Origin of the sequence: Streptomyces sp. NPDC007157 (assembly GCF_040634235.1) — a bacterium.
Classification (GTDB): domain Bacteria; phylum Actinomycetota; class Actinomycetes; order Streptomycetales; family Streptomycetaceae; genus Streptomyces.
Genome location: NZ_JBEYFE010000007.1, coordinates 96,915 through 110,018 on the forward strand (window position 1 = coordinate 96,915; position 13,104 = coordinate 110,018).

10 protein-coding genes are annotated in these 13,104 nt (G+C 69.2%); 6 read left to right on the forward strand and 4 right to left on the reverse strand.

The genetic code is table 11. The annotated features are described in order from the left end of the window. The 4 genes from ABZ642_RS15020 to ABZ642_RS15035 all read left to right on the forward strand — a co-directional run bounded on the left by ABZ642_RS15020 (window position 1) and on the right by ABZ642_RS15035 (window position 6,794). Window positions 1–1,518, forward strand: coding sequence for a sugar ABC transporter ATP-binding protein (locus ABZ642_RS15020; RefSeq protein WP_360482770.1), 1,518 nt, complete (start codon window positions 1–3; stop codon window positions 1,516–1,518). Next, window positions 1,511–2,473 carry an ABC transporter permease gene (locus tag ABZ642_RS15025; protein ID WP_360482772.1) on the forward strand — a complete coding sequence of 321 codons (963 nt, stop codon included), beginning with the start codon at window positions 1,511–1,513 and terminating at the stop codon, window positions 2,471–2,473. The genes ABZ642_RS15020 and ABZ642_RS15025 overlap by 8 nt, the downstream gene beginning before the upstream one ends. 23 nt (window positions 2,474–2,496) lie before the next feature. Further along, complete coding sequence (locus ABZ642_RS15030; protein ID WP_360483454.1) at window positions 2,497–3,501, forward strand: ABC transporter permease; 1,005 nt, start codon at window positions 2,497–2,499, stop codon at window positions 3,499–3,501. A gap of 98 nt (window positions 3,502–3,599) precedes the next feature. Beyond that, window positions 3,600–6,794, forward strand: coding sequence for a TIM-barrel domain-containing protein (locus tag ABZ642_RS15035; protein WP_360483457.1), 3,195 nt, complete (start codon window positions 3,600–3,602; stop codon window positions 6,792–6,794). 711 nt (window positions 6,795–7,505) lie between these two features. Here ABZ642_RS15035 and ABZ642_RS15040 read toward each other — a convergent pair. Both ABZ642_RS15040 and ABZ642_RS15045 read right to left on the reverse strand, forming a co-directional pair. Then, the gene (locus ABZ642_RS15040) at window positions 7,506–7,910 is read right to left on the reverse strand and encodes a hypothetical protein (protein ID WP_360482775.1); all 405 of its coding nucleotides are present in this window, start codon (window positions 7,908–7,910) and stop codon (window positions 7,506–7,508) included. 219 nt (window positions 7,911–8,129) lie between these two features. Next, window positions 8,130–8,702, reverse strand: a complete 573-nt coding sequence (locus ABZ642_RS15045; protein ID WP_360482777.1) for a TetR family transcriptional regulator C-terminal domain-containing protein — start codon at window positions 8,700–8,702, stop codon at window positions 8,130–8,132. Window positions 8,703–8,884: 182 nt separating this feature from the next. Here ABZ642_RS15045 and ABZ642_RS15050 point away from each other — a divergent pair, with 182 nt between their 5' ends. Beyond that, a complete protein-coding gene (locus tag ABZ642_RS15050; protein WP_360482780.1) occupies window positions 8,885–9,904 on the forward strand; it encodes an alcohol dehydrogenase catalytic domain-containing protein in 1,020 nt (339 codons plus the stop codon). A 93-nt stretch (window positions 9,905–9,997) separates the two neighbouring features. On the opposite strand, the gene ABZ642_RS15055 is transcribed toward ABZ642_RS15050, so the two are convergent. Together ABZ642_RS15055 and ABZ642_RS15060 are read right to left on the reverse strand one after the other, a co-directional pair. After that, window positions 9,998–11,353 carry a mycothione reductase gene (locus ABZ642_RS15055; RefSeq protein ID WP_360482783.1) on the reverse strand — a complete coding sequence of 452 codons (1,356 nt, stop codon included), beginning with the start codon at window positions 11,351–11,353 and terminating at the stop codon, window positions 9,998–10,000. Window positions 11,354–11,611: 258 nt separating this feature from the next. Next, on the reverse strand, window positions 11,612–12,211 hold the full coding sequence (locus tag ABZ642_RS15060; RefSeq protein ID WP_360482786.1) for a TetR/AcrR family transcriptional regulator: 600 nt from the start codon (window positions 12,209–12,211) through the stop codon (window positions 11,612–11,614). 187 nt (window positions 12,212–12,398) lie between these two features. On the opposite strand from ABZ642_RS15060, the gene ABZ642_RS15065 reads away from it, so the two are divergent. Next, the gene (locus ABZ642_RS15065) at window positions 12,399–12,953 is read left to right on the forward strand and encodes an ATP-binding protein (RefSeq protein WP_360482789.1); all 555 of its coding nucleotides are present in this window, start codon (window positions 12,399–12,401) and stop codon (window positions 12,951–12,953) included. Window positions 12,954–13,104 lie beyond the last annotated feature (151 nt).

Genomic DNA, 13,104 nt, shown 5'->3' on the forward strand with positions numbered 1-13,104 from the left:
GTGCTCTCGGTCACCCAGCTGTCCAAGACCTTCCCCGGCGTGCGCGCGCTGTCCGACGTGGACTTCACCGCGCGCGCCGGGGAGGTGCACGCGCTCGTCGGCGAGAACGGCGCGGGCAAGTCGACGCTCATCAAGGTACTCACCGGGGTGTACCGGCCCGACCACGGCGAGGTGACGTACGACGGAGAGCCCGTCCGCTTCACCACACCGCTGCAGGCCCAGCAGGCCGGCATCTCCACCATCTACCAGGAGGTCAACCTCGTCCCGCTGTTGAGCGTGGCCCGCAACCTGTTCCTCGGCCGCGAACCGCTGGGCCGGCTGGGCCTGATCGACTTCCGGCGCATGCACCGCGAAGCCGACGAGGCACTGCGCGGACTCGGCATCCGGGTCGACGTCCACCGGCCGCTGCGCGAACTCGGCGTCGGCACCCAGCAGATGGTCGCGCTCGCCCGCGCCGTCGCCGTCGAGGCCCGCGTCGTCATCATGGACGAGCCGACCTCCTCCCTCGAACCACGCGAGGTGCAGACCCTGTTCGAGGTGATCCGCATGCTGCGCGAGCGCGGCGTCGCGGTCGTCTACGTCAGCCACCGCATGGACGAACTGTACGAACTCTGCGACACGATCACCGTCCTGCGCGACGGACGCGTCGTGCACACCGGCCCGCTCGCCGAGCTCGACCGGCTGCGGCTGGTGGCCATGATGCTCGGCCGGGAGGTCGGCGAGGTACGCGCGGAAGGCATGACCAAGTTCTCCGGCTCGCACGACACCGACGCCGAACCGGTGCTGACCGCGACCGAGTTGACGGTACGTCACAGACTGCGCAACGTGTCGCTGGCGGTCCGGCCCGGCGAGGTCGTCGGCCTGGGCGGGCTGCTCGGCTCCGGCCGCAGCGAGACCGCGAAGGCCATCGCCGGGGCCCTGCCCACCGACACCGGCCAGGTCGTCGTCGGCGGCGTCCCGGTACGGGCCGGCTCGACCGCCGCCGCGATCCGCGCCGGCATCAGCCTGCTGCCGGAGGACCGCAAGAGCGAGGGCATCATGCCGGGCCTGTCGGTCCGCGAGAACATCGCGCTCGCCGCGCTGCCCGGGCTGTCCCGCTTCGGCCTCGTCGACGACGCCCGCGTCGACCGGATCGTGGAGACGTTCATGAAACGGCTCCGCATCAAGGCCGCGGGAGCGCACCAGAAGGTCGGCGAACTCTCCGGGGGCAACCAGCAGAAGGTCCTGCTGGCCCGCTGGCTGGCCCTGCACCCCAAGGTCCTGCTCCTGGACGAGCCGACCCGTGGCATCGACGTCGGAGCCAAGGCCGAGGTGCAGGCACTCATCGACGAACTCGCCGACGACGGCCTCGCCGTGCTGCTGATCTCCTCCGACACCGAGGAACTGATCGAGGGCAGCGACCGCGTGGTGGTCCTCAAGGACGGCGTCGTGGTCCGCGAGCTGACCGGTGACGCCGTCACCGAGGGCGAGCTGATGCGCGCCATCGCCGCCGTACCCGCTGGAGAAAGCGATGACTGAACTCACCCTCGCGCGCGGCGCGCTGGACCGTACCCGGCTGCTGCGCCTGCTGCAGGACTACGGCGTGTACACCGGCGTCCTGGTGCTGCTGCTGTTCAACTTCGCCTTCACCCCCCACTTCGCCTCCGCGGAGAACTTCCGCACCCAGGCCGTCCAGGTCGCCCCCGTCCTCATCGTCGCGCTGGGCATGGCGCTGGCGATCGGCACCGAGGGCGTCGATCTTTCGGTGGGTTCGGTGATGGCACTGGCCACCTCACTGCTCTCGCTCTACCTCGGCTACGGGCCCTGGATCGCCACCTTGATCGCGGTGATCGCGGGTGCCGTGGTCGGCGTCGCGAACGGTGCGCTGATCGCGTTCGTCGGCGTCCAGCCCATCGTCGCCACCCTCGCCCTGATGGTCGCCGGACGCGGACTGGCCCTGGTCCTGCTGCCCCAGCTCAAGGACGTACGCGACCCGGGGCTTGCGGCACTCGGCTCCGGCGCCGTCCTTGGCGTGCCCTACCTGGTCCTCATCGCCGCGGCGCTCGCGGTGCTGGTCGCGTTCGTGATGCGCCGCACCACGTTCGGGCGGCAGGTCCTGGCCATCGGCGACAGCCGGCCGGCGGCCCGGCTCGCCGGACTCCCGGTCCGCCGGGTCCTGGTCGTGGTCTACGTCTGCTCCGGCGCCCTCGCCGCGATCGCGGGCGTGCTCGCCACCGCCCGCCTCGCCGCGAGCGACCCCACCTCCCTCGGCACCCTGATGGAACTGTCCGCCATCACCGCCGTGGTCGTCGGCGGCACCCCGCTCAGCGGCGGACGGGTCCGCATCGGCGGCACCGTCGCCGGTGCCGCGCTCATCCAGCTGCTCACCACCACCCTCATCAAGCACGATCTGCCGCCGTCGTGGACCCAGATCGCCCAGGCCGTGGTGATCGTCCTCGCCGTCTACGCGGCCCGGGAACGAGGCAGGCGATGACCACGCAGACCGAAGAGGCCAAAATGCCGACCGACGCCGTGAGCCGCGAGGGCGCCGGTACCGGGCGCCTGAACCGTTCCGAGCGGCTGAGCGGGCTCGCGCAGCAACACGGCGCCCTGGTCACCCTCGTGATCGCCATGGCCGTCGCGTCGCTGAGCTTCGACACCTTCCTGACGGGCGACAACCTGGAGAACATGGCGCTGTCCTCGGCGTTCCTCGCCGTGGTCGCCCTCGGCATGACGTTCGTGATCGTCACCGGCGGCATCGACCTGTCGGTGGGCTCGCTGTTCGCCCTGGGCGGCGTCCTCGCCGCCTGGGGCTCGCAGTACGGCACGGCGGTGGCCCTGCTGCTGCCGCTTGCCGTGTGCGGACTGATCGGCCTCGTCAACGGAGTACTGATCGCACGTGTCCGGCTGGCTCCGTTCATCGTCACCCTGGCGGCGATGCTGGGCGCCCGGGGCATCCTGCTGGCCATCACCGACGAGGGCTCGAAGACCTATCTCGTCGACAAGGACTCCTTCTTCGCCACCCTCGGACAGGGCTCCTTGGGCGGCATCGGAATGCCCGTGTGGATCACCGTGGCGCTGTTCGTGCTCGGCGCCGTCGTGCTGCGCCGGACCAGATTCGGGCAGTACGTCTACGCGGTCGGAGGCAACGAGGACGCGGGAGCCCTGATGGGCGCACCGGTGGCCCGTACGAAGATCTCCGTCTACACGCTCTCGGGCCTGTGCGCCGGGCTCGCCGGCGCACTCAACGCGGCCTGGCTGCTGTCCGGCGTGACCATTCTCGGCAGCGGCATGGAGCTGGAGGCCATCTCCGCCGTGGTCATCGGCGGCACCCTGCTCAGCGGCGGTTTCGGCTACATCAGCGGCTCCCTCGTCGGGGTGCTGCTGCTGAAGGTCATCCAGAACGTGATCAACCAGATCGGCTCGCTCGACTCTGCCTACCAGCAGGTCGTCAGCGGAGCCTTCCTGGCCGTGGTGGTCGTTGCCCAGACGTGGCTGGGCCGGAGACGGAGAGTGCTGTGAAACCATCCTTGCCGAGATCTCGCCGCAGGCTGGGCCGCCCCGTCGTCGTTCAGACGGTGGCCATCGCGGCACTGGGGCTCTGCCTGGTCACCCCAGGCGTGGGGACGGCGGCCACCGGGAGCCGGCCGAGCCACCCCGCCGCCGTGACCGTGCAGGACGCCCGCTTCGAAGTCCTGTCACCGACATTGATCCGGACGGAGTACGCGGGGGACGGCCGCTTCGAGGACAGCCCCACCTTCAACGCCGTCGGCCGGGACTCCTTCACCCCGCCGCCCTACACCTCGTCCGTCAGCGGTGGCGTCCTGACCATCACCACCAGCGCCATGACCCTGCGCTACCGGATCGGCTCCGGCCCCTTCGACGCAGACAACCTGACGACGTCCTTCAAGGCAGGGCAGACGCCGGTGGTCGCGGCACCCTGGCAGCACGACGTCTGCACCGTCGGCGCCCTGTGCGAGGCGGAGGACCAGCAGTACGACGGTCCAGGCCTGGCCACCGATCACAGCGGGTTCACCGGCAAGGGCTTCCTCGCCGGCTTCGAGGTCGACAACAACTCCCTCGCCGCGGACGTGCAGGCATCGTCCGCCGGCACCTACGACCTCGCCGTGCGCTACGCCAACGCGGTGGGCAGCGACGGCCGCCACGAGGCACGCACCCTCAGCCTCAGCGTGGACGGCGGCGCCGACAAGACGTTCACGCTTCCCGCGACATCGGACTGGAACACCTGGGGTGTGGCCCGCCTGCCGCTGACGCTCGGCGCCGGTCCGCACACCGTCAGACTGCACCGGGCCGCCACCGACTCGGGAAGCGTCAACATCGACAGCCTCGCCCTCCTCACCTCCGGGGCCACCTACCCCTCCCGAGCGCAGACCACGGTCAACGGCTGCCGGTTCGGGACCAGTTGTGAGGCCGAGGACGCCCTCCTGTCGGGCTCCGCGATCATCGCCACCGACCACAGGAGTCACGCCGGCTACGGCTTCACCGCCGAACTCAACCAGGGATCCGCCGTCTCGGACCGGATCACCGGTGTACCCGACGACGGCACCTACCTGCTGAACCTGCGCTACGCCAACGGCACCGGCAGCGACGGCCTGCACCAGCCGCGGACGATCGAAGTCGGCACCGGCGACGGCGCCTCCCACACCCTCACGCTCCCGGCCACCGACAACTGGGACACCTGGCAGTCGGCCTCCATCCCCGTCGAGTTGAAGGCGGGCACCGACCAACTGACCCTGAACTGCCCGGAGTCCACCAGCTGCCACGTCAACCTGGACACCCTCGCCCTGAGCCGGCAGGGAGAGGCCGCCCCCGCACCCCACCTCGCCCTGGGCGGCTACCGCCGCAGCCTCGACGGACTCAACGGCGACACCGAACCCACCCCCTGGACCACGCCCGGTCTCCTGCACCGAGACGGCTGGTACCTGCTCGACGACACAACCTCCGCGGTCTACGACACCGGCACCAAGAAGGCCGCCCCACGCCCCGCCCACGGCGGCCGCCCCTACCAGGACGGCTACCTCTTCGGCTTCGGACACGACTACCAGCAGGGCCTGTCCGACCTCGCCACCCTGACCGGGCCGTCACAGCTGCTGCCCCGCTGGGCCTACGGCGTCTGGTACTCCGAATACATCGACCGCACGGCGAACGACTACGAGAACACCATCCTGCCCGCGTTCCGCGCCGCGGACGTACCCCTGGACGTGCTCGTCACGGACACCGACTTCAAGTCGCCGAACACCTGGAGCGGGTGGAACTTCGACCCGGCCAAGTTCCCCGACCCCAAGGCCTTCTTCGACTGGTCCACCGGCCAAGGGCTGCACAACACCCTGAACGTGCACCCGAGCATCCTCGGCTCCGACCCGCAGTTCGCGAAGGCCCAGAGCACGGCCAAGGGCAAGCTGAGAAAAGGCGGTTGCGCGGGCAGCGCGGGCTCGGACTGCTACACCTTCGACTTCGGCGATCCCGACCAGCTCAAGGCCTACCTCGACCTGCACCGTCCGATGGACCAGGCCGGCAACGACTTCTGGTGGCTGGACTGGTGCTGCGACGCCTCCCGCTCCTCCCTGTCCGGCGTCACCCCGGACGCATGGATCAACCAGAAGTACACTGACCTCACCGCCGAGACCAGCGACCGCGGCTTCGTCCTGTCCCGCGCCTACGGCTCCCTCCAGGCCGGCGGCTACAGCGGCGGCGTAGGCCTGCCCACGGGCCCCTGGGCCGACAAGCGCAGTACGCTCCACTTCACCGGTGACACGACCTCGAACTGGGCCACCCTGCGCGCCGAAATCGGCTATACGCCGGGGGAGTCGGCCGCCACCGGCCTCGCCGCCGTCAGCCACGACATCGGCGGCCACAACGACGGATACGGCATCCCCGGGGCCGAGACATACACCTCGAACGGCCAGACCCACCGCACCACCAAGCTGCCCGACGACCTGTACGCACGGTGGGTGCAGTTCGGCACCTTCCAGCCCGTCGACCGGCTGCACAGCAACCACAGCGACCGACTGCCCTGGCAGTACGGCCCCGAAGCACAGAATTCCGCCGAGAAGTTCCTCCGGCTGCGCGAGGCGCTCGTGCCGTACACGTACACCCTGGCGAACGAGGCCACCACCACCGGTACCCCGATCGTCCGCCCGCTGTACCTGCAGTACCCGGAGGAGGAGAACGCCTACACCAAGGCGGACAGCGAGTACCTCTACGGCCCCGACATGCTGATCGCACCCGTCACCACACCCGGCACCGACACCACCACGTCGGTGTGGTTCCCTCCCGGCCAGTGGACGGACTACTTCACCGGCCGCACCTACACCGCACCCGCCGGCGGAGCCACGCAGGACATCACGACCACTCTGGACACCATGCCGGTCTTCGTCCGGGCGGGCGGCATCGTCACCACCCGGTCCGACAACGTGCCCAACGACCGCCAGAGCCCGCTCGACAAGGTCAGCGTCACGGTGGCCCCGGGAGCATCCGGCGCTTTCTCTCTCTACGAGGACGACGGCACCACCTCGCATTCCGGTCGTACGGCAACCACCCGGATCCGCTATACCGAGCACAAGGACACACACCTGCTGAAGATCGCACCTGCCAAGGGAACCTTCCCCGGACAGGTCGGCCGCCGCACCTGGACCGTGTCCTTCCTCGGCGTCGACGAACCACCGAGCCAAGTCAGCGCGGCAGGCACCCCGCTGACGCGCTCCGCCTGGCACTGGGACGCCGACACCCACGTCCTGCGGATCACCACACCCGCGCACAGCATCCGCGCTGCCACGGCCATCGCGTACAAGTAGAAGGCCGGAACTCGTGCAGGCCCTGCCGCGCATGTCGTGGTTGGCGGCAGGGCCTGGTGGACCTCGTCATTACCCCTCGTCGGCCGGGGCCGGGGCCGCCTCGGAATTCTCCAGCGGCAGCTTCGGCGAACCGTCCGCGTGTAGGAGAACTCGTCCTCCTCGGCGCCCACCGACAGATCGCCGAACTCCGTGACCATCAGGAGGACTTCACCGGTGCGGTAGCGCTCCGTGGACGGGATCACGGACCCCGTCGCTGCGGCCCGTGCGACGAACTGGGAGCTCTACAAACTCCGTCGGTCTGCCGTTCCCGACAGCGTGGACACCGCATGCCTGGACCTTCGTTTCGAGGGTGTGAGTGCCATGCAGTTGGTCCAGCACTACAAGTCGATCGAGCTCTGCTCCGCGAGCAAGGCCGAGGTCGAAGAGATTCTCGGTTTCTCTGGAATCAGCCCGTCCGGCAGAGAGCTCTATCTGCCTGTCGTCCTTCGGTCCAGAAGCGGATCGGGGTTTGTGCTGTGCCGAAGCGTTACCGCTGAGCGTGGCGGAGAAGACCCCGTCGGATCCGATTTCGAGTGCGAAGACCGCAGTGTCATCCGGAGTAGCCGCCCGCAGTCGTAGGCGGACGGCGGGACAGCCACGACGAGTAACGCCCCACCACTGCAAGGCACCGACCTCGCTGGTGCGAGGGTGTGCCTGGCGTCCGGACCGGGTTCATGCTTCGTCGCGGTGGGTGAGGTGGCCGTTGGTGAGCCGCCAGTAGTGCTGATGGGGAGTCAGTTGCCAGGTTTCGTCGGCGGCGAGAGCCTGTGTGATCCATTCGTGGAGTTGCGGGAGGGCATGCGCCTGTAGCACAGCGCGCGTGGCAGCACGTTCAGCGGCATCGACTGGGTGGACGTCTATGCGGAAGCCGACCATGTCCGGGTGCACGCCGCGACCATGGTTGCGGGGGATCGGAGCGATCCATGCTGCCCCCAGAACGATGGTCTCGCTGTCATGTCCGGTGAGAAACCGCAGGTCCGTGACCCGGGTCATGTAGGGGCCGAGACACCCGTCGATGTCGGTGGTGGTCAGTGGCCAGGCGCGGTGCCGGGGCAGTCTTCGATTTCGCGCGGACATGGCAAGCAGAATGACAGAAGGTCACTGTCGGCCCTCACGGGATTCCTGTTCGGCGCCCGTTTCCAGAAGCTGCCCGGCGGGGACTGCGTAGCGCATCGCGGTCTTCTCGTCGGGTCCGAAGACCACTCCCGGAGGACCAGCCACGACACCTCCGGGGCGAACACGCAGCCCCGGCGCGACGACCTTCTCGAAGGGCAGCCGTGACGATGACGGGCAGGCTCAGCGCAGTACGACGTCGAAGACCATGTGGAAGAACGCGTCGATGGCGGCGGAGGACTTGTCGGCGCGGGCCGCGATCAGGGCACCTTCCCAGGCGCTGAGGACGAAGAGCGCGGTCGCCGACACGTCGAGCGAGGCGCTGACTTCACCCGATTCCTGGGCCTCGGCAAGCACGCGCTCGATGTGCGAGGCCCACTGCTGGAAGCCGCGCTGGACCGCCGAGCGGATCTCCTCGGAGTGGTCGGCCACCTCGGCGCCGAAATTGCCGACCAGGCAGCCGCGGACGAAGCCGCTGTCCACCGTGTCCGAGCCCATGAACTCGAAGTGCGACCGGAGCCGTTCCAGCGGAGGACGCCCGGCCGTGTCGAGCATGTCGAAGCGCAGACCGACGGCATAGCGGTCGAGCGCCTCCAGGGCGCAGTCCTCCTTGCTGGCGAAGTGGTTGTAGAAAGAACCCTTCGGAGCGCCGGCGGCCGAGGTTATGTCGCTGATGCCGGTGGCGTTGAAGCCCCGGGTACGGAACTGCTCCAGTGCCGCCTGCGCTATCTCCTCGCGCTTCGATGCGCGTGCCATTCTGATCACCTCTCCCTCAATATGTCCGGTCGTCTTGATCGCTGTCAAGTCCGGGTAGTGGGACCGCGCACCCTTGTCCGACCAGGCTTGACACTGTCTAAGACGACCGGTCATATTGAACAGAACATCGTCACACTGAGCCCCGCCGGCCCCCGCCGGCCGGGCGATACCAAGGAGCCTCAATGTCCACCACCTATCGAGCCTTCGAGGCCACCGGAGTCCACAACCTCCGGCTGGTCGAGCGCGAGCTGGTCGACCCGGCGCCGGGACACGTCCGGCTCCGGGTGGAGACCTGCGGTGTCTGCCACACCGACGTCCTTGCCGTGGAGGGCCTGCGTGCCGACCCGTCGAGTCCGATCGTGCCCGGTCACGAGATCGTCGGCGTGATCGACGCCGTGGGGCCGGGCGTCACCGCCTGGCACCCCGGCGACCGCGTCGGCGTCGGCTTCCTGAACGGACACTGCGGGGAGTGCGATCCGTGCCGCCGGGGCGACTTCGTCAACTGCCTCGACCAGGGGCAGACCGGCACGAACGTCGACGGCGGCTACGCCGAGGTGACCTACGCGCGTGCCAGCGGACTGGTCCGCATCCCGGACGGCATGCCCGCGGCCGAGGCCGCCCCGCTGCTGTGCGCGGGACTGACCACCTTCTCCGCGCTCCAGCAGGACTCTGTCCGGGCGGGCAGCCTGGTGGCCGTGCAGGGCATCGGCGGCCTGGGACACCTCGCCCTCCAGTACGCGCGCAGCCTCGGATACCGGGTCGCCGCCGTCGCCCGCGGCAAGGACAAGGAGCCGCTCGCCCGTGAACTGGGCGCTCATGAGTACATCGACAGCTCGGAGACCGACCCCGGCGCGGCGCTGGCCGACCTGGGCGGCGCCTCGCTCGTCGTCGCCACGGCGTCGAGCGGCGCGTCCATGAATCCGCTGGTGCGCGGTCTGGCGCCCGGCGGGAAGCTCGTCGTCGTGGGTGCCGCGCCCGACCCGCTGACGGTGGACACCGCCGACCTGATCTTCGGCACCCGCAGCATCGTCGGCAGCCTGACCGGCTCGTCGATCGAGAACGAGGACAACCTCGGCTTCACCCTGGCCCACGGCATCCGCCCGTCCATCGAGATGATGCCCTTCGAGCGGGCCATGGACGCCTACGAGCGGATGCTCTCCGGCAAGGCGCGGTTCCGCGTCGTCCTCGACGTCACCGCCTGATCGTCCTCGCCGACTTGCGGCTCACCCCTCGTGCGTGGGCCGCCCGGTCACGGCGGTCCGGCTCCGGACGGGACCGGACCCGCTTTCGCCTGACTACAGGTCCAGCAGCGCCTGCTCTACGGCCTCCGTCAGAGCCGGGTGGATGTAGAGGACGTCGTGCCCGATCCGGTCCACCGTCAGTCCCAGGGACATGGCCTGGATCAGGGGCTGGATGAGCGTCGCGGCCTGGGGCCCGATGATGTGTGCGCCCAGGAGCATGCGATCGGCCGGACTCGCGAGGACTTTGACGAAACTGGTGGTGTCCTCCAGGGCCCATCCGTACGCGGTCTGGGCGTAGTCGCGAACGCTCACCAGGTAGTCGATGCCGCGCCGCCGCGCCTCCTGTTCCGTGAGGCCGACACTGGCGATCTGCGGGCTGGTGAACACCGCGTGCGGCGCCACCCTGTTCGGCAGCGTCCGTATGTCCTGCGGATGGAGGATGTTGTGCCGCACCAGCCGCGACTCTGCGTTCGCCACGTGCTTGAGCTGGAAGTGGTTCACCGCGTCACCGAGTGCCCACACCCCGGGCACGGACGTGCGGTAGGCGTCGTCGGTGACGATGTGACCGTGTTCGTCCAGCTCCAGCCCGCCGTCGACGGCCCGCAGTCGGTCGGTGTTGGGCCGGCGGCCGACGCACACCAGCAACATGTCGGCCTCGACGTTGTGCTCACCGTCCGGACACGCCACCACTGCCGCCACACCGTCCCCCTTCGGTGTGACGGAGGTGACCGTGGCGCCGAGCAGCACACGGTGCCGCTGCGAGGCGAGCTCGGTGAACCGCTGCGACACCTGCTCGTCCTCCGCCATGAGCAGGCGTGGCCCGCGCTGCACGATCGTGATGTCCACGCCGAACGACGTGAACACGTGGCCGAACTCGGCCGCGATGAAGCCGCCGCCGAGCACCAGCATGGACGCGGGCAGGGCGTCGATCCGCATGATCGTGTCCGAGGTGTGGAAGGCGACGGTGTCGAGGCCGGGGATGTCCGGCACCACGGGCCGCGACCCGACCGCGACGACGAACGTCTCGGCGGTGATCCGCTCCGTCCCGACCTCCAGCACCTTCGGGGCGACGAATCGGGCCGCCTCGGTGAAGACGTCGACGCCCTGGCGTCTGCGGTACTCCACCGCACTCTCGTGCAACGGATCGATGCGGCCGAACACGCGGTCCCGGACGGACTTCCAGTCGACGTGCGAGACGCTCGCGTGGACGCCGAGGCGCCGTGCCGCCCGCGCACCCTCGGCGGCGTCCGCCGCGACGACGAACATCTTGCTCGGTATGCACCCCCGGTTCAGACACGTGCCGCCGAAACGGTCCGGTTCGACGATGGCGGTCCGCAGGCGATCGAATTCCTCGGAAAGCAGCATGTTGCCGCTGCCTGCCCCCAGGATGACGAGATCGTAGTGCCGCATGTCTTCCACCTTCCGTGGGCGGGACACCGGCCTTGCGGCGCGTGGCTGTGAGAGTGCGGTCCTACTGAGCACAATTCTGTCCGCATGCGTCGCTTCCCACCACTGCCGGACGTGAGGGCCGGGCGGGCCGTGGCCGGTGCGTTCGGACACCGTCCCGTTCTCGCCGGTACGCCGACGCGACCGGCGGGCTTGTCGTGCAGCCTCCAAGAAGGGATGCCAAAGCCAATCCGTCCCGCGGACTGCGTCTGCGGCGAGATGTCACCGGGTGGTGTGCCAACCGGGTTCCAGGCTGTCGAGGAGGGCGTGGAAGGCTTCGTGGGCCCGGTCCCAGTGACCGTCGGCCAGCGGGGCGATCAGCAGACCGAGGGAGGCGTCGGTCAGGAGGGTGGCCTGTATGCGCGCTCGCTCTTGGGTCATGCCAAGGTCGCGGAAGATGGAGGTGTACAGGAGGGTCCATTCGGTGACGATGTCGCGCATGACGGGCCCGTAGCGGCCGGGGTGAAGCACGCTGGCGCTCATGATCTCGAAGTAGAGAGGGACTGCGGCGCGTACATCGGGGTCGCTGAATTGTCGCCACACCTCCTTCAAGAAGCGGCGCAGGTCTGCGGGGCTCGCGGGCCTGCCGATGGCCTCCAGTAGTCCACGGGTGCGCAGGAGCGGCCGACGCTCGTAGATGTCGAGGGCCTCGGCGACCATCCGTTCCTTGGTGCCGAAGTAGTAGAGGAGCATGCGGTCGCTGGTGCCCAGGGCCTTGGCCAGAGGTCGCAGGGACAGGTCCGCGACGCCGTTGCGCAAGACGTACTCGCGGACCCGGTCGAGAAGGTCGCGTCGCTTGGCTGGATCGGGCGGGCGAGGCATGGGGACTCCTGGGTGCGCGCGGTCGAGGATTCCGGGCTGTCCGTTATTGGGCTTTTCGCGTGGTATTTACTGTAGCGCCAGTTACGTCTATATTTGAGATGTAGCGACTGCTACGTACAAGGGCCTGGCGCATGCCTGGCACGTTCACCGGCCGACCGGCCGGTCGTCAGCGAAGGGACTGATCCCCATGGCCACCTGGGTCATCAGCTACCGCATCGCCTTTCACCGGGGAGAGCGGTCCTCTCGTGCCGATGCGCCATCGCGGCTCGCCCGGCAGTGGGCTCTGTGGTCCCGCCTGCTCGCACCGCTGCGGCCGTTCGACGCACCGCGTGGCTGTGCCACCGCCTGGGATGCCTCCTGGCCCCTGCAGCGGGAACTGACCTCCGTGCGCCAGGCCCGACGTCTGGTGACCGCGCAACTGAGCGACTGGGCTGTGGGCGATCTCGCCGACACCGCTGAGCTACTGGTCAGTGAACTGGTCACCAACGCTCTGCGTCACACCCGCGGTCCGCTCAGGCTCAACCTGCAGCTGCGCCACTCCGGCCTGCTGTGCGAGGTCGAGGACACGGAGTCCGCCGGCCCCGCACGCGGCGTCGCCGACCCGGATGCGGAGAACGGCCGGGGCATCGAGCTCCTTGACCTGCTCGCGGACTCCTGGGGCAGTGTCCGGACGGCCACCGGCAAGACCATGTGGTTCGAGCTGCAGGCCGAAGGCCATCCTCGTGAGACGCAGGCACCGTGATGATGGCGGCCGGTGGAGGTCGCGGTCGACCGAAGTCCCAAGGCGGCGCTGTCAATGAATAGACACGACTGGGAACGGAGGGCACGAGCTCCTGGCCCCTCGATGGTCGCCGGACGCCGCCTGTGCTGCGCCGGCGCCAGCGGTCGCTTCG